The 20,790-nt window shown below is 25.0% G+C and carries 18 protein-coding genes, 1 other RNA gene and 1 pseudogene; 11 read left to right on the forward strand and 9 right to left on the reverse strand.

Annotation, left to right across the window (positions count from 1 at the left end; all coding sequences use genetic code 11):
- The first annotated feature begins 114 nt into the window (after positions 1 to 114).
- The 3 genes from prfA to sirB1 all read left to right on the forward strand — a co-directional run bounded on the left by prfA (position 115) and on the right by sirB1 (position 2,998).
- Complete coding sequence (prfA, locus tag D9V67_RS00875) at positions 115 to 1,188, forward strand: peptide chain release factor 1 (RefSeq protein WP_158359188.1); 1,074 nt, start codon at positions 115 to 117, stop codon at positions 1,186 to 1,188.
- A 7-nt stretch (positions 1,189 to 1,195) separates the two neighbouring features.
- Complete coding sequence (prmC, locus tag D9V67_RS00880) at positions 1,196 to 2,038, forward strand: peptide chain release factor N(5)-glutamine methyltransferase (protein ID WP_158359190.1); 843 nt, start codon at positions 1,196 to 1,198, stop codon at positions 2,036 to 2,038.
- Positions 2,039 to 2,188: 150 nt separating this feature from the next.
- Positions 2,189 to 2,998, forward strand: coding sequence for an invasion regulator SirB1 (gene sirB1 / locus D9V67_RS00885; RefSeq protein ID WP_158360067.1), 810 nt, complete (start codon positions 2,189 to 2,191; stop codon positions 2,996 to 2,998).
- Positions 2,999 to 3,005: 7 nt separating this feature from the next.
- Here sirB1 and nadE read toward each other — a convergent pair whose 3' ends face one another.
- Positions 3,006 to 3,812 carry an ammonia-dependent NAD(+) synthetase gene (gene nadE / locus D9V67_RS00890; protein ID WP_158359192.1) on the reverse strand — a complete coding sequence of 269 codons (807 nt, stop codon included), beginning with the start codon at positions 3,810 to 3,812 and terminating at the stop codon, positions 3,006 to 3,008.
- Between the two features lie 102 nt (positions 3,813 to 3,914).
- Here nadE and D9V67_RS00895 point away from each other — a divergent pair, with 102 nt between their 5' ends.
- Together D9V67_RS00895 and pta are read left to right on the forward strand one after the other, a co-directional pair.
- Positions 3,915 to 5,117 (forward strand): acetate kinase, encoded by a 1,203-nt coding sequence (locus D9V67_RS00895; protein ID WP_158359194.1) that lies wholly within the window; start codon positions 3,915 to 3,917, stop codon positions 5,115 to 5,117.
- Positions 5,118 to 5,163: 46 nt separating this feature from the next.
- Positions 5,164 to 7,293, forward strand: coding sequence for a phosphate acetyltransferase (pta, locus tag D9V67_RS00900; RefSeq protein ID WP_158359196.1), 2,130 nt, complete (start codon positions 5,164 to 5,166; stop codon positions 7,291 to 7,293).
- Positions 7,294 to 7,328: 35 nt separating this feature from the next.
- Here the strand turns inward: pta and yfaE are convergent, their stop codons facing one another.
- Genes yfaE through gyrA form a run of 4 tightly spaced genes read right to left on the reverse strand, consistent with a single transcriptional unit; the run spans position 7,329 to position 13,581 of the window.
- Positions 7,329 to 7,592: a class I ribonucleotide reductase maintenance protein YfaE gene (gene yfaE, locus D9V67_RS00905; RefSeq protein ID WP_158360070.1), complete on the reverse strand. Its 264-nt coding sequence runs from the start codon at positions 7,590 to 7,592 to the stop codon at positions 7,329 to 7,331.
- A 1-nt stretch (position 7,593) separates the two neighbouring features.
- A complete protein-coding gene (gene nrdB, locus D9V67_RS00910; RefSeq protein ID WP_158359198.1) occupies positions 7,594 to 8,724 on the reverse strand; it encodes a class Ia ribonucleoside-diphosphate reductase subunit beta in 1,131 nt (376 codons plus the stop codon).
- A gap of 35 nt (positions 8,725 to 8,759) precedes the next feature.
- Entirely contained in the window at positions 8,760 to 11,042 is a 2,283-nt protein-coding gene (nrdA, locus tag D9V67_RS00915; RefSeq protein WP_158359200.1) for a class 1a ribonucleoside-diphosphate reductase subunit alpha, read from the reverse strand.
- Positions 11,043 to 11,091: 49 nt separating this feature from the next.
- Positions 11,092 to 13,581 (reverse strand): DNA topoisomerase (ATP-hydrolyzing) subunit A, encoded by a 2,490-nt coding sequence (gyrA, locus tag D9V67_RS00920; RefSeq protein ID WP_158359202.1) that lies wholly within the window; start codon positions 13,579 to 13,581, stop codon positions 11,092 to 11,094.
- A gap of 270 nt (positions 13,582 to 13,851) precedes the next feature.
- Between gyrA and D9V67_RS00925 the strand changes: the two genes are divergently transcribed.
- Complete coding sequence (locus D9V67_RS00925; protein WP_158359204.1) at positions 13,852 to 14,595, forward strand: DUF2076 domain-containing protein; 744 nt, start codon at positions 13,852 to 13,854, stop codon at positions 14,593 to 14,595.
- 112 nt (positions 14,596 to 14,707) lie between these two features.
- Here D9V67_RS00925 and D9V67_RS00930 read toward each other — a convergent pair whose 3' ends face one another.
- Positions 14,708 to 15,301 carry a peroxiredoxin C gene (locus tag D9V67_RS00930; RefSeq protein ID WP_158359206.1) on the reverse strand — a complete coding sequence of 198 codons (594 nt, stop codon included), beginning with the start codon at positions 15,299 to 15,301 and terminating at the stop codon, positions 14,708 to 14,710.
- Positions 15,302 to 15,373: 72 nt separating this feature from the next.
- Between D9V67_RS00930 and ung the strand changes: the two are divergent.
- Positions 15,374 to 16,040 (forward strand): annotated as a pseudogene (gene ung, locus D9V67_RS00935) (uracil-DNA glycosylase).
- A gap of 95 nt (positions 16,041 to 16,135) precedes the next feature.
- Here the strand turns inward: ung and grpE are convergent.
- Positions 16,136 to 16,681, reverse strand: a complete 546-nt coding sequence (gene grpE / locus D9V67_RS00940) for a nucleotide exchange factor GrpE (protein ID WP_158359208.1) — start codon at positions 16,679 to 16,681, stop codon at positions 16,136 to 16,138.
- Between the two features lie 112 nt (positions 16,682 to 16,793).
- Between grpE and nadK the strand changes: the two genes are divergently transcribed.
- Both nadK and D9V67_RS00950 read left to right on the forward strand, forming a co-directional pair.
- A complete protein-coding gene (gene nadK / locus D9V67_RS00945) occupies positions 16,794 to 17,672 on the forward strand; it encodes an NAD(+) kinase (RefSeq protein WP_158359210.1) in 879 nt (292 codons plus the stop codon).
- A gap of 69 nt (positions 17,673 to 17,741) precedes the next feature.
- On the forward strand, positions 17,742 to 18,053 hold the full coding sequence (locus tag D9V67_RS00950; RefSeq protein WP_158359212.1) for an outer membrane protein assembly factor BamE: 312 nt from the start codon (positions 17,742 to 17,744) through the stop codon (positions 18,051 to 18,053).
- A 27-nt stretch (positions 18,054 to 18,080) separates the two neighbouring features.
- Here the strand turns inward: D9V67_RS00950 and ssrA are convergent.
- Positions 18,081 to 18,444, reverse strand: a transfer-messenger RNA (tmRNA) gene (gene ssrA / locus D9V67_RS00955).
- Between the two features lie 97 nt (positions 18,445 to 18,541).
- Between ssrA and grxD the strand changes: the two genes are divergently transcribed.
- Positions 18,542 to 18,868 carry a Grx4 family monothiol glutaredoxin gene (grxD, locus tag D9V67_RS00960; protein WP_158359214.1) on the forward strand — a complete coding sequence of 109 codons (327 nt, stop codon included), beginning with the start codon at positions 18,542 to 18,544 and terminating at the stop codon, positions 18,866 to 18,868.
- Positions 18,869 to 19,031: 163 nt separating this feature from the next.
- Here grxD and rnt read toward each other — a convergent pair whose 3' ends face one another.
- On the reverse strand, positions 19,032 to 19,676 hold the full coding sequence (gene rnt, locus D9V67_RS00965) for a ribonuclease T (RefSeq protein ID WP_158359216.1): 645 nt from the start codon (positions 19,674 to 19,676) through the stop codon (positions 19,032 to 19,034).
- Positions 19,677 to 20,023: 347 nt separating this feature from the next.
- Between rnt and D9V67_RS00970 the strand changes: the two genes are divergently transcribed.
- Positions 20,024 to 20,635 carry a Fe-Mn family superoxide dismutase gene (locus D9V67_RS00970; protein WP_158359218.1) on the forward strand — a complete coding sequence of 204 codons (612 nt, stop codon included), beginning with the start codon at positions 20,024 to 20,026 and terminating at the stop codon, positions 20,633 to 20,635.
- The last annotated feature ends 155 nt before the right edge of the window (positions 20,636 to 20,790 follow it).

Genomic DNA, 20,790 nt, shown 5'->3' on the forward strand with positions numbered 1-20,790 from the left:
TAATTATTATAGTATAGTTATTTTAATTTTTTTATATATGTTAAATTGTTAACATAAAATGTTTTTTGTTAATTAATAATTGTTTTAAAAAATTCTGATAAATGGAAAAATTTTATGAATAATTCTATTTTTAATAAATTACAATCTTTACGAAATCGTTATCAAGAAATTGAAATTATGCTTACTCAAAAAAATATTATATCAAATCGAGAGCGTTTAAAAACTTTATCTCAAGAATATTTAAAACTTTCTGAAATTGTAAAATATTTTATTAAATGGGAAAAAGTAGAAATTGATATTAAAAATATTCATTCTTTATTTGAAGATCTAGAAATGCAAGATATAGCAGCAGAAGAACTATTAATATTTAAAGAAAAAAAGAAAACACTTGAAGATAAAATTTATAAATTATTATTACCTGAAGATCCTAATGATAAAAATAGTTGTTTTATTGAGATTAGAGCTGCAACAGGTGGGGATGAATCTTCTATTTTTGCTGGTGAATTGTTTAGAATGTATACACGATATGCTGAATCGTATTCATGGAAAATAGGAATTGTTAATATTAGTGAGAGTGAAAAAGGAGGGTTTAAAGAAATAATTGCAAAAATTACAGGAAAAGGTGCTTGTGGTCGTTTAAAATTCGAATCTGGTGGTCATCGTGTACAAAGAGTTCCAGAAACAGAATCACAAGGAAGAGTTCATACATCAACATGCACTGTTGCCATTATGCCTGTAGTTCCTAAAGAAGAAAAAGAAGAAATTAATATCTCTGATTTAAAAATAGATACTTTTCGTTCTTCTGGTGCTGGAGGTCAGCATGTTAATACTACTGATTCTGCAATTCGAATTACTCATATTCCTACTGGACATGTAGTTGAATGTCAGGATGAACGATCACAACATAAAAATAAAGCGAAAGCATTATCTATTTTATCTGCTCGTGTTTATGCTGCTAAATTAGAAAAAAGTCAAAAAGAAAATTCTTCTATGAGACGTATTTTATTAGGTAGTGGTCAACGTTCTGATAGAAATAGAACATATAACTTCCCTCAAAATAGAATTACAGATCATAGAATTAATCTTACTATATATAAATTAGATGAAGTATTACAGGGAAAACTAGATTTATTAGTAGAACCAATTATTCAAGAGTATCAAGCTGATATGTTTTCTTCTTTGTCTTAATAAAAATATGAATATATTAAAATGGTTAAATAAAACTATTAAAATATTGTCTTGTGTTGATAATCCTAAATATGAAGCTGAATTTTTATTGACTTACGTATCTGGATATAATCGTAGTTTTATTATAACTTCTGATAGAGTTGAATTAAGTCAAAAACAATATCAATATTTAAATTACTTAGTTTATCGTAGATCTTTAGGAGAACCTATAGCTTATATAATAGGAGAAAAAGAATTTTGGTCTTTGTCTTTACGTGTTTCATATGATACTCTTATTCCAAGACCTGATACAGAAATTTTAGTAGAACAAGTATTATTTAAAATTATTAATAATAAATCGACGTTAATTCTTGATTTAGGTACTGGATGTGGAGCTATTGCTTTAGCTTTAGCGAAGTCTTGTGTGAACTGTTACGTTATTGGTGTTGATAAATCAAAAAAAGCACTTGATATTGCTCGAATTAATGCGTTGCAATTAAAAATAAAAAATGTTTCTTTCTTATTTAGCAACTGGTTTTCACATATAAATAAAAAATTTGATATTATTGTGAGTAACCCACCATATATTAGTAAAAAAGAAATTACATTGCTTAAAAAAGATATTTTTTTTGAACCGTTTGATGCTCTTATATCAGATAAGAATGGACTTTCAGATATTGAAAATATTATCCAACAAGCAAAAAAATATTTATTTATTGGAGGTTGGTTATTAATTGAACATGGATGGCAGCAAAAAATACAAGTACAATCTTTATTTAAAAAATATAATTTTTTTGAAATAGAATCTTATCAAGACTATGGAGGCAATGATCGTGTGACAATTGGAAGACATTTAATAAATAAAAATTAATTACTTTTTAAAAAAGTTTTTAAAAATAAAAACTATGTTGTTTTAACAATAAAAATGTTATATTTTAATATAAAATATATATTAATTATATAAATACTTATTATAATTTGAATGTTTAATTATTTAAAAAATATTAATATTACTAATAATATGAAAGCTTCTTCTAATATTGACTTTTCTACATTATCACTTTTTGAATCTATGATTAAGGCTTCTCAAGTTATTCGAGAAGATTTTCCTACTATTTTCGTTCGATCTGAATTAAAACATAGAATACAAGAAGCGGAATCTTATGTTGCATCTGAATATGAACCAAATCGACAATTAGAAAAATTGTTAGAATTATTTTATATTCATTGGAATTTTGGTGGTGCAAGTGGTATTTATCAACTTTCAGATACATTATGGATTGATAATGTACTGAAAACACGTCGAGGAACTGCGGTATCGTTAGGAATTCTATTCTTGCATATTGCTCAAGAATTAAAGTTACCATTAAATCCTGTTGTATTTCCTACTCAATTGATTTTAAGAGCAGATTGGATCAATAAAAAAAAATGGTTAATTAATCCCTTTAATGGAGATATATTAGATCAGCATACATTAGAGGTTTGGTTGAAAGGTAATATCAGTCCAACAGCAGAATTATATGAAAATGATTTATATAAATCTGAACCTATTACTGTCATTAGAAAAATGTTAGATACTTTGAAATCTGCATTAATGGAAGAAAAAAAAATGGAGCTAGCATTAAATGTTACTAATCTATTATTGCACATTGATCCTAATGATCCATATGAAATTCGTGATAGAGGATTAATATATGCACAATTAGAATGTAATCATGTTGCTTTAACAGATTTAATTTATTTTGTAGAGCATTGTCCAGAAGATCCAATTAGCGAAATTATCAAAGTACAAATTCATTCTATTGAACAAAAAAAAGTAGTATTGCATTAATTTTTATTTATTGCGTAATTGGTCCATGACGTTTATGTGATGTATTTAAATACAATCTTTCAATTATTTTTTTGCTGATGATATCTATTTTTTTTCCTTCTAAATAAGAATCAATTATATCATATGTAACACCTAAAACAGATTCATCTTCTTTCTGTGGATTTTTTTCTTCTAGATCTGCCATAGGTTTTTTGAAATACAAATGTTTAGGACAATTTAAGTGTTTTAATAGTAGTCGACCTTGTCTTTTATTTAACCGAGCAATAGGATTAATATCTGTTCCACCATCTCCATATTTTGTAAAAAAACCAGTAATAGTTTCTGCTGCATGTCCTGTTCCTACTACTAGACCTTTTTTTACTGCAGCAATACTATATTGTACTTTCATTCTTTCTCTAGCTTTTTCGTTCCCTTTAATATAATCTGAAATAATAATACCTGATTTTTTTAAAGATTTTTCACTACTTAAAACCGCATCTTTTATATTTACATATAATATACAATCTGGACATATAAAGTTTAGTGCATCTTTACAATCATTTTCATCATATTGAATACCATATGGTAATCGTAATGCAATAAATTGATAATTTATATCTTTCGTTTCAGATCTTATTTTTTCAATTGTTATTTGACATAATTTTCCTATTAGTGTTGAGTCTTGTCCTCCACTAATACCGACTATCAAAGATTTTAAATTGAGATGTTGAAGTAAGTAATTTTTTAAAAAGTTGATACAATTGTTAATTTCTATTTCAGGTTTAATTATTGGTTTTACTTTTAGTAATTTAATAATTTTTTTTTGAAGAGACATAATTTCCTTCTATTTTATGGGAAATTTAATAAATGATGTATTAAAGATTAAATATGCTTTAAAATTATTTAAATGATATATTTTAAAAAAGTTGGATAAAAATTGAAAGATTTAATTTTGGTATTAAATTGTGGTAGTTCTTCTGTAAAATTTGCAGTACTAAATCCATATACTAAAAAAAAATATTTATATGGTATAGTAGAGCGTTTATTTTTATCAGAAACATATATTACATGGAAACATTTAGGGATGCAATATAAAAAGATAATAGGTTTAAACATTACTCATGAATATGCCTTAAATTTTATTTTAGATCAAGTCTTATTAGAACACAAAGATGTTTTAAAAAATTTAATCGGTATCGGACATAGAGTTGTACATGGAGGTGTTAAAATAAAAAAAACAATATTAATTAACGATAATGTTATTAGATGCATTGAAGATGCAGTTTCTTTTGCTCCATTGCATAATCCAGCAAATTTAATTGGTATTAAAACAGTTATTAAAAAATATCCGAGATTATCAAAAAAAAATGTAGCTGTATTTGATACATCATTTTATCAAAACATGCCTAAATCTTCTTTTTTATATGCTATTCCTTATAATTTTTATAAAGAATACGGTATTAGACGTTATGGTGCACACGGTACTAGTCATTATTATGTAGCTAGAAAAGTTGCTGTTATTTTAAATAAAAATTTTAACACTTTAAATATTATAACATGTCACTTAGGTAATGGTGCTTCTGTATCTGCTATTCGTAATGGCATATGCGTAGATACTTCTATGGGTCTAACACCCTTAGAAGGATTAGTAATGGGTACACGAAGTGGAGATATAGATCCTTCAATTATCTTTTTCATGCATAAAAAACTGAAGATTAGTATTGATGATATTGAAGTCATTTTAACTAAAAAATCAGGATTATTAGGTTTAAGTGGAATTAGTAGTGATTTTAGATATTTTGAAAAAAATTATTTTCTTAAAAAAGAAGCTAAGAGATCTGTAGACATTTTTTGCCATAGATTATCTAAATATATTGCAGCTTATACAACTTTAATGAATAATCGTTTAGATGCTGTAATTTTTACAGGAGGTATTGGTGAAAATGTATCTCTAATAAGAGAAATTACTCTTAATAAATTATCTTTATTAGATTTTAAAATTAATATTGAACTCAATTTAGCTGCTGTTAATGGAAAATCTGGATTAATTACTGAATATGATTCTCGTCCAGTATTTGTGATTTTAACAGATGAAGAATTGGCTATAGCTGAAGAAACTATTAGTATTATTAATAAATAATTATTTTTTAATAAAAGTTGTATCAACTTAACATAATAGGATGATTATGGCACGTATTATAATGTTAATTCCTATAGATCAAGATGTAGGTTTAACTACAGTGAGTTTAAGTATAATTGATTTTTTTAATCAAAATAAATTAAAAAAAAACTCTCATAAATCTATATTATATTTTTCTTGTATAAATAATTTAACAGATGATACAGCATTAATTATTAATAAATATTTTTCAAAAATTATCGATGTATTTAAAGAGATAGATTTTTCTAAAAATGACTTTTATTCTACTGAATATTTTTCTTGTCTGAATCGAGTAATTGAAGAATGCTATAATCAAAAAAAAATATATGAAGTAATTCTAATTGAAGGTATTTGTTATCATCGTAGTATTTATGCTGAAAAAATTAATTATGATATTGCTCAAAATATAAGTGCAGAAGTAATTTTTATAGCAAATTTAAAAAGTAATTCGTTAAAAGAGGTTGAAGAAAAAGAAAAAAAAATTAATTTTTTTTTAAAAAAACAAAAATATAAAAATGTTTTAGGTGTGATTTTTAATAAAATTAATTCTCCTTTTATAGATAAAAAATATGATTTTTTGACAAAATTAACTATATTAAAAAAAATAAAAAATATTCAAAAAAAAATATTTATTACATATAAAGTATTTAAAAATAGCAATTTCCCAATTATAGCTTGCATTCCTTGGAATAAAAATATTATACAAACACGTACAAGAGATATTTATAATTTTTTAAATTTAAATTTTTTAAATTCATTTGAAAACAAGAATCATATTATTAAGAATATAATGATATTTGATGAAATTTGTAAAAATATATCAAATAAAAAATATTCTAATACTTTAATGATAGTTTCATTTAGTCGTATAAATATTTTTATTAAAATGTTTAATGTAAATATTATCAGTAATAAAATTAGTGGTATTATATTTACAAAAGTATCTAAATCAAAAAAACTGATTATTTCTATATGTCAGACATTAATAGATAGAAAAATTCCGATTTTTTTTACAAAAAGAAATACAATTGAGATAATATCTCAATTACATATTTTTAATTTTAACATTTTAGTAAAAAAGAAAATATATATCAAAAAATTGCAAAAATATATTTCTAGTTTTTTTAATCGTAATTCTATTATTCCTCCAGAAAAAAAAAATAATTTTTATATAAAATATTCTCCAAAAGAGTTTTTTTATCACTTAAAAGTATTATCAAAAAAAAATAATAAGCGTATTATTTTACCTGAATCATATGAAATCAGAATATTAAAAGCTGTTTCTATATGTCAAAAATATAATATTGCTAATTGTATATTGTTAGGAGATGCAAAAAAAATTTATAGTATAGCTTATGATCAAGGTATTCACTTAAATGAAGATACTGAGATAATAAATCCTATTTTAGTAAGACATAAATATATTTCTCGTTTTATTGAACTCCGCAAACATAAAGGTATAAATAAACTTTCTGCTATTAAGCAATTAGAAGAAAATATTATTTTAGCTACTTTAATCCTTGAATCTAATAAAGTGGATGGATTAGTTTCTGGATCAGTGAATACGACAGCAAATACTATACGTCCAGCACTACAGTTAATTAAAACTAATATGAATACTTCATTGGTTTCATCTATTTTTTTTATGTTATTACCTGATCAAGTCGTAATTTATGCCGATTGTGCTATTAATGTTAATCCTACTGCAGAAGAATTAGCAGAAATTGCCATTCAGTCTGCAGAATCATCAAAAATTTTTGGTATTGAGCCACGTATAGCTATGTTATCCTATTCTACTGGTTATTCAGGATTTGGATGTCAAGTAAAAAAAATTAGAAATGCTACTGATATAGTTAAAACAAGAAGGCCTGATTTAATTATAGATGGTCCTATTCAATATGATGCAGCTGTTTCAGAAACAGTTTCCAAATTGAAAGCACCATATTCAGCTATTTCAGGTAAAGCAACGATATTTATATTTCCTGATTTAAATTCTGGGAATATAGCTTATAAAGCAGTGCAACGGTCTGCAAATTTAATTTCTATTGGTCCAATATTACAAGGATTAAGAAAACCAGTTAATGATTTATCTCGAGGAGCTTCAATAGAAGATATAATTTATACTATTGCATTAACATCAATTCAATCGACATAAAAAATATAAATTTCATATGATATAAATGTTATTTATTAAATTTTAATTATAATATTTCCATCAGGTTGGCAATAACATGGAAAAATATCGTTCTTTTTGAATAAAGCAGCTATTGGCTGTTTTATTGAATAGCATATTTTTCCTTTTATTAATTCAATACGGCACATACCACAATAACCAGATCGGCATTGATATTGAATATTAATATTATTTATTTCTAGAATACATAATAGTGAAATATTTTTTTTATATATAATCTTCTTGTTAACATTTACTACTTCAATAATAGAATAATTCATATTATAATATGAATTTTTTAAATTCATTGTCAGATACTTCTGAATCAATTTGGCCTACTAAATAAGAACTAATTTCTGTTTCTTGCGGAGCATTTTGAACGTGATCTGAAGTTAACCAAGAATTAATCCAAGGAATTGGATTAGAGTGTTTTTTAAAAGGTATTTTAAGACCGATTGCTTGCATCCGCATATTAGTGATATATTCTATGTATTGACAAAGTATGTCTTTATTTAATCCTAACATTGATCCATTTTGAAATAAGTATTCAGCCCATTTTTTTTCTTGTTCTGCTGCTAATATAAATATATTAATAGCCTCTTCTTTACATTCTAAAACAATATGTCTCATTTCTTCATTAGTATTTATATCACTTAAAAGATTTAAGATATGTTGAGTACCAGTTAAATGTAAGGCTTCATCTCGTGCTATTAATCTAATAATTTTTGCATTTCCTTCCATTAATTCTCTTTCTGCAAATGCAAAAGAGCATGCAAAACTAACATAAAATCTAATTGCTTCTAATACATTAACACTTATTAAACATAGATATAGTCTTTTTTTGATCAAATCTAAATTAATATTAATTTTTTTTCCTTTTATTAAATGTACTCCTTCTCCCAGTAAATGCCAATAACTAGTTATTTTTATTAACTCATCATAGTATATAGAAATATTTTGTGCTCGATCATTAATATTTTTATTTGAAATAATATCGTCAAATATTAAAGATGGTGAATTAACAATATTTCTAATTATATGAGTATAAGATCGTGAGTGAATAGTTTCTGAGAAAGACCATGTTTCAATCCATGTCTCTAATTCAGGAATAGAAATAATTGGTAAAAAAGCAATATTAGGACTTCTACCTTGAATTGAATCAAGTAATGTTTGATATTTTAAATTACTCGTAAAAATATGTTTTTCATGTGCAGGTAAATTTTGAAAATCTATTCTATCTCGAGAGAGATCTATTTCTTCAGGTCTCCAAAAAAATGATAATTGTTTTTCAATTAATTTTTCAAATATATTGTATTTTTGTTGATCATATCGTGCAATATTTACAGGTTGTCCAAAAAACATTGGTTCTTTAAGTTGATTATTTTTTTTTTTTGAAAAAATTGTATAAGACATTTTTTATACCTAATAATTAATTAAATATTTCAATTTTATATAATACATGAACCACTTTCACAAATTTCTTCTTCTATTTCAGATTTAATATTTTGATGTTCTTTAGAGCCATCTCGAGTATTTTGGTAATATAATGTTTTTAATCCAAGTTTATACGATAATAGTAGATCATATAGAAGTTGTTTCATAGGTATTTTATCATTTAAAAATCTTTTTGGATCATAATGTGTATTTACTGAAATAGATTGATCAATAAATTTTTGCATGATGCCAGCTAGTTCTAAATATCCAATATTATTTGGTATATCCCAAAGCAATTCATACTGTGATTTTAATTTTTTATAATCTGGCACTACTTGACGTAATATTCCATCTTTTGATACTTTAATGCTAACAAAACCTCTTGGTGGTTCAATACCATTAGTGGCATTAGATATTTGAGATGATGTTTCTGAAGGCATTAAAGCAGATAATGCTGAATTTCTTAATCCATATTTTTTGATTTTTGAACGTAATAAATTCCAATCTAGATGTAAAGGTTCATTACATATTTTATCAATATCTTTTTTGTATGTGTCTATTGGTAATTTTCCCAAATAATAATTAGTTTGATAAAACGAAGAACATGCTCCTTTTTCTTTTGCTAAATCGCAAGATGCATCTAATAAATAATATTGCATAGCTTCAAAAGTTTGATGTGTTAGATTTTTTGCACTTCCATCAGAATAACGTACTTTATTTTTAGCTAAGTAATATGCAAAATTAATTACACCAATTCCTAAAGAACGTCTGGAAATAGCTGATTTTTGAGCAGCTAATATTGGATAATTTTGATATTCTAATATTTCATCGAGTGCACGAACTGATAATATAGATAGTTCTCTAAAATCATTAAGATTATTAATAGTTCCTAAATTAAAAGCTGATAATGTGCAAAGTGCAATTTCTCCATTTTTATCATGAATATGTTTTAAAGGTACAGTCGGTAGTGTAACTTCTAAACATAAATTAGATTGTCTTATTGGAGATAATTTCGGATTAAATGAACTGTGTGAATTACAATGATCTACATTTTGTATATAAATGCGTCCAGTAGAGGTTCTTTCCTGCATCATAAGCGAAAATAAATCTAATGCTTTAATACTTTTTTTTCTTATATTATTATTAATTTCACATGCAAGATAGATTTTTTCAAATTTTTCTTGATCAGAAAAGAATGCTTCATATAACTGTGGTACATCAGAAGGACTAAATAATGTAATTTTTTTTCCTAATAACATTCTTTGGTACATAAGTTTATTAATTTGAAGTGCATAATCTACATGACGAACTCTATTGTCTTCAATTCCTCTATTATTTTTTAATACTAATAAACTTTCAACTTCAAAATGCCATATTGGATAAAATATTGTAGCAGCTCCTCCTCTGACACCTCCTTGAGAACACGATTTTACGGCACTTTGAAAGTGTTTATAGAAAGGGATACAACCAGTGTGAAAAGCTTCTCCATTTCTAATAGGACTACCGACTGCACGAATTTGTCCAGCATTAATACCAATTCCTGCACGTTGAGAAACATATTTTACAATAGAACTCGTAGTAGCATTAATAGAATCTAGACTATCAGCACATTCAATTAAGACACAAGAGCTAAATTGACGAGTAGGAGTTCGTACACCTGACATAATTGGTGTTGGTAAGGAAATTTTAAATGTAGAAATAGCATTATAAAAACGTTGAATATAATTCATTCTAATATTTTTAGGGTATTGAGAAAATAAACATGCAGATATTAAAATATATAAAAACTGTGCACTTTCATAGATTTGTCCGCTAATACGATTTTGTATTAAATATTTTCCTTCTAACTGTTTTACAGCTGCATATGAAAAATTCATATCACGCCAATGATCAATAAAAGAGTTCATTTTTACATACTCTTCATAAGAATAATATTTTAATAAATTTTTATCATATTTACCTAAAAAAACCATTTTTTTGACATGTTCATATAACATAGGAGGTTCAAATTGACCATAAGCTTTTTTTCTAAGATGGAAAATAGCTAATCTTGCAGCCATATATTGATAGTCCGGTGTATCTTGTGAAATTAAATCAGCTGCAGCTTTAATAATAGTTTCATGAATATTAATCGTAGTGATATTATTATAGAATTGAATTCTAGAGCATAATTCCACTTGAGATACAGATATATCATCAAGACCTTCTGCTGCCCAGTTCAATACTTTATGAATTTTATCTAAATTTATTTTTTCTTTTTTTCCATTTCTTTTGGTAACAAATAGACTTGTTTTCATATTTAATTTTGACTTATGATATATAAGATATATTGTTGATTAAGTTTTTTTATATAGTTTCTACAATTTTTTGTAAAGCAACAACTTTTTCATTTTTTGCTGTTCTTATTAATATGACCCCTTGTGTATTTCTGCCTAAAATACCTACTTCGTCAACTCTGATTCTAACTAGTGTTCCTGCATTAGTAATCATCATAATTTGATTTTTTTCTAAAACTTGTATGGCACCAATTATTTTTCCATTTTTTGGGGTAATTTTTGTTGAGATTACACCTTGAGTAGCTCTTGATTTTATAGGAAAATCTGTTATTTTAGTTCTTTTTCCATAACCATTTTTTGTTGCTATTAAAATACTACCTGTATTTTTAGGGACAATTAAAGAAACAACTTTATCATGTTTTTTAATCTTTATTCCTTTTACTCCAGAAGCAGTTCTACCCATAGTTCTAACGCTATTTTCTGAAAATTGTACTACTTTACCATTTTGTGTAAATAACATGATGTTATTGTTACCATTAGTTAAAGCAACACCTATTAGTTCGTCGTTAGCATGTAAATTAATAGCAATAATTCCTGATAATCTAGGTTTTCTAAATTGATTTAAAGAACTTTTTTTTACTATGCCATGAGCAGTTGCCATAAAAATATTAAGATTATCTTTATATTCATGTACTGGTAATATAGAAGTAATTCTTTCTTTTGAATTTAAAGGTAATAAATTAACTATAGGTCTACCTCTTGCATGTCTACTAGACTCTGGCAACTGATAAACTTTCATCCAATATAAAATACCTCGACTCGAAAAACATAATATAGTATCATGTGTATTTGCAATTACTAAACTTTCTATAAAATCTTCTTCTTTTGTTTTTGCTGCCGATTTTCCTTTTCCTCCTCGTCTTTGAGCATTATAATCAGAGAGAGGTTGATATTTTACATATCCTGAATGAGATAGAGTAACTACAACATCTTCTTGATTAATTAAATCTTCAATATTAATATCTGTATGATTGTCAGTAATTTGTGTTCGTCTTTTATCACTAAAAATATTTTGTATAATACGTAGCTCTTCTTTAATTACATTAAACATCGTTTTTGTATTTTCTAAAATATTTGTTAATTCTTCTATTTTCTTTTTTAGATCACGATATTCTAAAATAATTTTTTCTTGTTCCAAACTAGTTAATCTATGTAAACGCAAATCTAAAATAGCTTGTACTTGTCGTTCAGTTAAATAATATTTTTTTTCATTTTTTTCTGTAAGAATACTAGATTCTTCTATGTTTTCAGATTTCCAGTGTTGTTTTTTTATTAAATTTTTTGCATCTAATAAATTTTCTGAATTTTTTATTATTTTTACAATGACATTAATATTTATTAAAGCAATATGTAATGCTTTAAGAATATGTATACGATTACGAGTTTTATTTAATTCGAATATACTTCTTCGTGTGATAATTTCTTGTCTATGAGATATGAAATTTTTTAATATTTCTTTTAAAGATAAAGTTTTTGGTTGTCCTTGACATAAAGCCACCATATTAATACCAAAAGAAATTTGTAATTGAGTTAAAGAATATAATTGGTTTAAAATAATTTCAGGTATGATTTCTCTTTTTATTTCAATAACAATTCTCATACCATCTTTATCTGATTCATCACGTAAAGCAGTAATTCCATCAATTCTTTTATCTTTTACTAAATCTGCTATTTTTTCAATTAAACGTGATTTATTAACTTGATAAGGAATTTGATCAAATATGATTGACTCTTTTTTATTTTTTTTATTTATTTCAATAATATGATGTGCTCGAATATAAATTTTACCTTTTCCTGTACGATAAGCCTCTTCAATTCCTGATTTTCCATTAATAATTCCAGATGTTGGAAAATCTGGTCCGGGAATATAAGTAATTAGCTCTTCTAGTGTGATATCGTTATTATCGATATATGCTAAACATCCATTAATAACTTCATGTAAATTATGTGGGGGTATGTTTGTTGCCATACCTACAGCTATTCCTGAAGATCCATTGATTAATAGATTAGGTATTCTTGCAGGAAGAATTTCTGGAATATTTTCAGTTCCATCATAGTTTGGTAAAAATTCAACTGTATTTTTTTCTAAATCATTTAAAAGTTCATGAGCTATTTTAGACATGCGAACTTCTGTATATCGCATTGCTGCAGCAGAATCTCCATCTACTGAACCAAAGTTTCCCTGACCATCTATTAGCATATATCGTAATGAAAATTTTTGAGCCATACGTACTATAGCATCATATACTGCTGAATCACCATGTGGGTGATATTTTCCTATCACGTCACCTACTACTCGAGCAGATTTTTTATATGCTTTATTCCAATCATTATTTAATATATACATTGCAAAAAGTATTCTTCGATGAACAGGTTTTAAACCATCTCGCACATCCGGTAAAGCTCGGCCAATTATTACAGACATAGCATAGTCTAAGTAAGAGCTTTTTAACTCTTCTTCAATATTGACCTGTATGATTTCTCGTGCAGAGTCTTTCATAAAACTATTATCTCTTTAATTAATATACTGAAATTAAGTACAAAAGTATAACATAATTAAACTATTAGATGCATAGAAAGAAAATCATTCTTATCATGATATTTAATCGTATAAAGTTAATTTCTTAATAAAAGATATTTTTTTATATTGTTTATTTTAAATGAAAGTATTAATATAAAAATAATTATAATTTTATTTTAAAAAATATTAATAAGTAATTATTAAAAATATAATAATTTATTAATTCGACTTGAAAATGAGATCTTATATATGAAAGATGAAGAAAAAAATCTTATAGAAAATTTATTTAATCGTTTAAAAAAAACTGAGTTGAATTCCTCTGAAAGAGATCAAGAAGCAGATGATTTAATTCAAAAATTAGTAAAACAACAACCTGCTTCTTCTTATTACATGGCCCAAACGATATTGATTCAAGAGACAGCTATAAAAAAAATGAGCATTACAATTGAAGAGTTAAAAAAAAGAATTGAAATGTTAAATAATATAGAAAAATCAAGTAAAAAACCAAGTTTTTTATCTAATTTTTTTAAAACAAGTCCAATTTCTCAAAAAATATCTCATGATAATAATATATGGAAAAATAATGATAAAACTTCTTCACCATTTCAAAATTCTAATGCAACAATGTCTACTCCCATAGCACAAACAATACCAACAGTAACAACTACAAGAAATAGTGGATTTCTTAGTAATGCATTACAAACAGCTACAGGTGTAGCAGGTGGTATGATTTTGGGAAATATGTTAATGAATGTTTTTAATCATTCAAAACCAGAAGAAGAAATATTTGATACTATTAATAAACCTTCTTTAAATCATCATATAGATGAGCATGTAGATGAAAATTTAATTAATAATCATGATACTGATTTAATAAATTATGAAGCCAATAAATCAGATATGCATACAAACGAATCAAATTTTGATTTTGTTGATAAAAATGAATTCAATGATGTAGATGATACTGATATTAATGATGATAACTTTATTTAAAAAATACTATTAATTATTTTAAATAAATGTTACTTACTGAATAAGTATATCAAGATTGATATTAATCAAAAAATAAAGCCAGCATAAAATTTTTTGCTGACTTTAAATTTTTTTAAGAATAATTACTTAGATACTCAGCAACTCCTTCTGAAGATGCCTCCATTCCCTTTTTCCCTTTTTCCCAATTAGCAGGACACACTTCTCCATATTTGTTATGAAAATCTATAGCATCTACTATTCTTATCATTTCTTTTATATTACGTCCAAATGGAAGATCATTTATTACTTGATGGCGTATAATCCAATTTGAATCAATTAAAAAAGAAGCTCTTAGTGCTATACCTAGTACTGGATGTTCAATACCATAAGATTTTTGAATATTATGTTTTATATCTGACACCATAGGAAAATTAATTTTTCCAATTCCGCCATTTTTAGGTAATGTATTTTGCCATGCTTTGTGTACAAAAACACTGTCAATTGAAACACCTACAATTTTAACATTTCTTTTTTCAAAATCTGAATACAGTTTATTAAATTCTATAATTTCAGATGGACATACAAAAGTGAAATCCATAGGCCAAAAGAAGAGTATAATCGGTTGACCGTTAGAATATTCTTTAAAATTAAATTTTTCAGTGATTTTATGATTTGGTAAAAGTGCTGGAGCTATAAAATTTGGTGCATTTTGTGTAACTAAAACCATTTTTTTTTCCTATTAGTTGTAATTTATTGAATGAAATGATAAATTTAAAGATTATGAAAATGGAAAATACATATGAATACAAAATTATCTTGGAAAGACGTTTTATCTCAAGAAAAAAAAAAGATATTTTATTAATATAATAAGCTTTCTGAAACAAGAACGTTTAAAAAAAACAATTTATCCAGATCAAAAAGATATCTTTAATGCTTTTTTATACACTAATTTATATAATATAAAAGTTGTAATTCTTGGACAAGATCCTTATTTTTCCAAAAAACAAGCACATGGATTAGCATTTTCTGTTTTTAAGAATTGTACTATACCACCTTCTTTACAGAATATATATAAAGAGTTAAATAGTGATTTTCAAAAAAAGCATTTTTTTCATCATGGATGTCTTGAAGGTTGGGCTAATCAAGGTGTTTTTTTATTAAATACGATTTTAACAGTAGAATCAGGGAAACCAAAATCACATAGTACTATAGGATGGAACATTTTTACTGATAAAGTAATTTCTATAATTAATTTATATAAAAATAATATTATTTTCTTACTATGGGGAAATGATGCACAAAAAAAATCTAATTTAATTGATATAAATAATCATTATATCTTAAAATCTTCTCATCCATCTCCATTATCAGCATACAGAGGTTTTTTTGGTTGTAAACATTTTTCTAAAACAAACAAAATTTTAGTGAAAAATAAAAAAAAACCAATTAATTGGTTTATAAATTAAAAATAGAAAAAATTTTTAAGATTTTTTCTATTTTTTGTATTTTATGAATTTTTTTTAATATCATTAAATATGTTTAGAAAAAATATTTATTACAATTATTTTTTTGAAATGGTTACTATTGCTTTTCTTAATACTACTTTATTTAAACTAAATCCTTTTTTATGAATTGAAATAATATGATTATATGGTATATCATTAGATGTTTTTTTTTCAAAAATATCATGAATATTAGAGTTAAAAACTTCGTTTTTATTACCTTCTATTTTAACATTCAATTTAAATAAGATATTAAATAAAGACTGTAGTGTTAATTCAATTCCTTTAATTAAAGGTTGTTCTGTGATATTTAATTTTTTAGATAATGTTAATATATCTTCTAAAGAATCAATGATTGGTATTATTTTTTTTAAACACTTTTCAGTTTCTGTATATTTTATCTTGTTGATTTTTTCTTTTGTATTTTTATTTATATTTTCTATATTAGCTAATTTACGCAATTCAAGATCATCTATTTTTTTCTTGTTCTTTAATAACTGAACTTTTAAATCCTGAATTTTTTTATTTTGAAATAAAAGAATATCATCAATATTTTCTTCTATATTATTTTTTTTATCATTAGACTGTTTGTTTTCAGTATGCATTAATCTTACCATTTTAATGTTAATAAATAATTTATTATAAAGACTATAATTAATCTTTCAAGTTGATTTACTGTTATAATATATATTATTTTTTATTAGGAATTTTTATGTAATGAAGCAACATTTCACTTGTATTGGTATTGTTGGACATCCGCGTTATGCGAGTGCATTAATAACTCATAAAATACTTTATAAGTGGTTGATAAAAAATGGTTATAAGGTTTTTATTGAGCGTACTGTTTCTAGATCATTAAAATTAGATAGTGCTAAAACTGCGACATTATTAGAAATTGGTCAATCATGTGATTTAGCAATTATTATAGGAGGAGATGGAAATTTATTATGTGCAGCTCGTGTTTTATCATTTTATAATATTAAAATTATTGGTATCAACCGTGGTAATTTAGGTTTTCTTACTGATTTAAACCCTGATACTGGATTGCAGAAATTATCAGAAGTATTATCTGGAAATTATTTATTAGAAAATCGATTTTTATTAGATGCACAAGTTTGTCAAGATAAAGTAATATCTAGATCTAGTATAGCTATTAATGAAGTAGTATTGCATACAAAACATTTAGCACATATGATAGAGTTTGAAGTTTATATAAACAATAAATTTTCTTTTTCTCAACGTGCAGATGGATTAATTGTTTCTACTCCTACAGGTTCTACTGGTTATTCACTTTCAGCAGGTGGACCAATTATAGAAACATCTTTAAATGCGATTGTATTGATGCCTATGTTTCCACATACTCTATCTTCTCGTCCTTTAGTTATTGATAGCAACAGTACTATTTGTTTGAAATTTTCTAAGGCTGAAACTAATTTAAAAATTAGTTGTGATAGTCAAATTGTTTTAACTATTGAAAGAGGTGAATGCGTATTTATTCGTCGTAGTAGTTACTATTTAAATCTTATTCATCCTAAAAGTTATAATTATTTTAAAACATTGACTTCTAAATTAAATTGGTCTAAGAAGTTTTTTTGAATAATTTAAATAGGAATTAAATAGTAATAAAATAAAAATTTTTTATATAAATTATAATCGGATATTATAATGGAAAATTATATCAAAATACTATTGATAGTTGTTTTTTTTTCTGGCTGTTCTTATTTAGATCAAAAGAAATACTATGCTAACAATTATTTAGAGACAAAACATGTTAATCAAAAATTTTTAAATAAAAGTTATATTGGTATGACAAAAGAACAAATAATTTATATTTTTGGTGTACCGATCATTTCTGATCCCTTTGATGATGTATATCATTATTATATATATAGTAAGAAAGACCAAAATATTTTTCATAAAAATATGTTAAATTTATATTTTAAAAAGAATCAAGTATCGAGTTATGATATTCAATAGTTTTCAGATAATAATATGATAAATTTTTTGGAGCTGGCGGGATTTGAACCCGCGTCCAAAATCTCTACTAATAAAGTACTACATGCTTAGTTTTTTCTTTATTACATTCATATCCTAATTTGGAAAAACTCATTTTAGGTATATAGCTTGAAATTATTTACGTGTCATTACCAAGCTTAATGTTCACGTTTTTCTCTTTTTTGACCTTCCTATATTTCTCGTCCTAAGAGAGAAGGCTGAGAAGGAAGGGCTTTATACAGTTTTTTAAGCTGCTAAAGCGTAGTTTTGTTTATTATTTGCAGCTATTTTTTTACGGCTTTTAACGAGGCAAACCGTTCCTCGGCATGCACTTTACTTTGTTGATAATTTTGTCGAATCCAAAAACAGCCCCTTTTTTACAATATTAGTATTACAAAAAAAAATAAATTTGTCTATTAATTATTTAAGAGTATCAATTTATAAACAATAATTAAATATAGGAATGAAACATGAATGTAATTCAAAAAATAGAGCAGCAAATTAAAGATAATATTATTTTAATTTATATGAAGGGAACTCCTGAGGCTCCTAGTTGTGGTTTTTCTGCACAAGCAGTACGAGCTTTATCAGTTTGTGGAGAAAAATTTGCTTATGTAGATGTTTTAGAAAATACAGATATTAGAAATGAGTTGCCAAAATATGCTAATTGGCCTACATTTCCTCAGTTATGGATAGATGGTAAACTCATTGGTGGATGTAGTATTATACTTGAAATGTTAGAAAGTGGGGATTTAAAAAAAATAATATTAGATACAGTAAAAAAATATCAAGTTTAATTTTTTTATAAAATTATTAATACAGCTAACATATAAAAAAGATTAGATATGACATTATAGAAAAAAATATAATCAATAATGTCATATCCATTATAGTAAGAACACTACTAAAGTATATATTAAAATAGTTATTTTTTTGATTTTTATTCTAAATATAACTTTATTATTTTTTTTTTATATTTAGAGGCCATCCACCTAAACGTTTCCAGCGATTTACTAATTCACAAAAAAGATTAGCAGTTTGTAGAGTATCATAAAGTGCAGAATGAGCTTGATGATTATCAAATGATAAACCAATAGCTTTACATGCTTTAGCTAAAACTGTCTGTCCAACTACTAATCCGCTTAATGCTGCGGTGTCAAACGTAACAAATGGATGAAAAGGATTATTTTTTATTTTTGCTCTTTCAATTGCTGCCATTAAAAAATTATGATCAAAATTAGCATTATGTGCAACAACAATTCCGCGACTACAACCTTGCATTTTAATTCCTTGACGTACGGTATCTAATATAGATTCAATTGCTTTTTTTTCGCTAATAGCGCCACGTAGTGGATTAAACGGATCAATTTTATTAAATGCTATTGCATCAGAATTAATGATAGATCCTTGAAAAGGTTCTATATGAAAATGCACCATATTTTCTTTATGTAACCATCCTGATTCATCCATTTTTAATGTTATTACAGCAATTTCTAATAATGCGTCAGTTTGTGCATTGAATCCTGCAGTTTCAATGTCTATGACAACAGGATAAAAAGTACGAAATCGATCACTTAATAAATTGAATTCTTGAGTTGTAGACATCAAAATCTCATTTTTTAAAACACTTTGTGTTTGATGTAGTTAATATTTTATATTTTAAAAAATCAATATTTTATAAAATATTAAAAATAAATTAATATATAAATGTTTAAGAGGAAGTTTTTTGTTAATATTTTTATAGAATAAATAAAATATTAATACAAATAGATACTTTAATATAAAAAAAGAACAATATTTTATATTTTTATTTTTGGATACTTTTGAATATATATATATATTGATTATTAAATATTTAATAAGTGTACTATAATTTATTAGAATATTTAAGATTAAATTATTAATTTAATATTTTTTATAAAAATTTTTTGGAATTACATTAAGGAGATAAAATGAGTTATATTCTTCCTGCTTTACCTTATTCATATAATGCTTTAGAACCTTTTTTCGATGAAAAAACTATGAAGATTCATCATACTAAACATCATCAAAATTATGTGAATAATACTAATTCTATTTTAGAAAAAACAGCATTTTCCTCATTGTCTATTGATGAATTAATATCTATTTTGAATGAGATTAATTTAGAAAACAAAATTGTATTACAAAATAATGCAGGAGGGCATATTAATCATAGTTTTTTTTGGAAAAGTTTGAAATTAGGTACTATTTTACAAGGTGATTTAAAAATAGAAATAGAAAAAGAGTTTGGTACTATTGATTTATTTAAAGCAAAATTTGAAGAAGTTGCTCTTAATCATTTTGGTTCTGGTTGGATATGGTTAGTTAATCAGAATGGAATTCTATCGATTGTTTCTACAGTTAATCAAGACAATCCTTTAATGGGAAAATTAATATCTAATACCTATGGGTATCCCATTATTGGTTTAGATGTTTGGGAACATGCCTATTATTTAAAATATAACAATAGACGATTAGATTATATTAAAGCTTTTTGGAATGTTGTTAATTGGGAAGAAGCTTCTAATCGTTTACAGAAATAATTTATCTATTTAATAAATATAGTTATTTGTAATCATGATAGTTCAGCTTATAATTTTTTAGAAAATAAAATATTTTTTTTATATTATTTTAAAAACATATAATATTTATATTATATGTTTTTAAATACGTTTCATGAAAATTATTAAGATTTAAG

The sequence above is a fragment of the Buchnera aphidicola (Brachycaudus cardui) genome (genome assembly GCF_005081945.1).
GTDB lineage: Bacteria > Pseudomonadota > Gammaproteobacteria > Enterobacterales > Enterobacteriaceae > Buchnera > Buchnera aphidicola_AN.

What these genes read in the sequence shown, in the direction of transcription:
- prfA (WP_158359188.1), top strand. Translation starts at nt 115, where the DNA reads ATGAATAATTCTATTTTTAATAAATTACAATCTTTACGAAATCGTTAT.
- prmC (WP_158359190.1), top strand. Translation starts at nt 1,196, where the DNA reads ATGAATATATTAAAATGGTTAAATAAAACTATTAAAATATTGTCTTGT.
- sirB1 (WP_158360067.1), top strand. Translation starts at nt 2,189, where the DNA reads ATGAAAGCTTCTTCTAATATTGACTTTTCTACATTATCACTTTTTGAA.
- nadE (WP_158359192.1), bottom strand. Translation starts at nt 3,812, where the DNA reads ATGTCTCTTCAAAAAAAAATTATTAAATTACTAAAAGTAAAACCAATA.
- pta (WP_158359196.1), top strand. Translation starts at nt 5,164, where the DNA reads ATGGCACGTATTATAATGTTAATTCCTATAGATCAAGATGTAGGTTTA.
- yfaE (WP_158360070.1), bottom strand. Translation starts at nt 7,592, where the DNA reads ATGAATTATTCTATTATTGAAGTAGTAAATGTTAACAAGAAGATTATA.
- nrdB (WP_158359198.1), bottom strand. Translation starts at nt 8,724, where the DNA reads ATGTCTTATACAATTTTTTCAAAAAAAAAAAATAATCAACTTAAAGAA.
- nrdA (WP_158359200.1), bottom strand. Translation starts at nt 11,042, where the DNA reads ATGAAAACAAGTCTATTTGTTACCAAAAGAAATGGAAAAAAAGAAAAA.
- gyrA (WP_158359202.1), bottom strand. Translation starts at nt 13,581, where the DNA reads ATGAAAGACTCTGCACGAGAAATCATACAGGTCAATATTGAAGAAGAG.
- D9V67_RS00925 (WP_158359204.1), top strand. Translation starts at nt 13,852, where the DNA reads ATGAAAGATGAAGAAAAAAATCTTATAGAAAATTTATTTAATCGTTTA.
- D9V67_RS00930 (WP_158359206.1), bottom strand. Translation starts at nt 15,301, where the DNA reads ATGGTTTTAGTTACACAAAATGCACCAAATTTTATAGCTCCAGCACTT.
- grpE (WP_158359208.1), bottom strand. Translation starts at nt 16,681, where the DNA reads ATGCATACTGAAAACAAACAGTCTAATGATAAAAAAAATAATATAGAA.
- nadK (WP_158359210.1), top strand. Translation starts at nt 16,794, where the DNA reads ATGAAGCAACATTTCACTTGTATTGGTATTGTTGGACATCCGCGTTAT.
- D9V67_RS00950 (WP_158359212.1), top strand. Translation starts at nt 17,742, where the DNA reads ATGGAAAATTATATCAAAATACTATTGATAGTTGTTTTTTTTTCTGGC.
- grxD (WP_158359214.1), top strand. Translation starts at nt 18,542, where the DNA reads ATGAATGTAATTCAAAAAATAGAGCAGCAAATTAAAGATAATATTATT.
- rnt (WP_158359216.1), bottom strand. Translation starts at nt 19,676, where the DNA reads ATGTCTACAACTCAAGAATTCAATTTATTAAGTGATCGATTTCGTACT.
- D9V67_RS00970 (WP_158359218.1), top strand. Translation starts at nt 20,024, where the DNA reads ATGAGTTATATTCTTCCTGCTTTACCTTATTCATATAATGCTTTAGAA.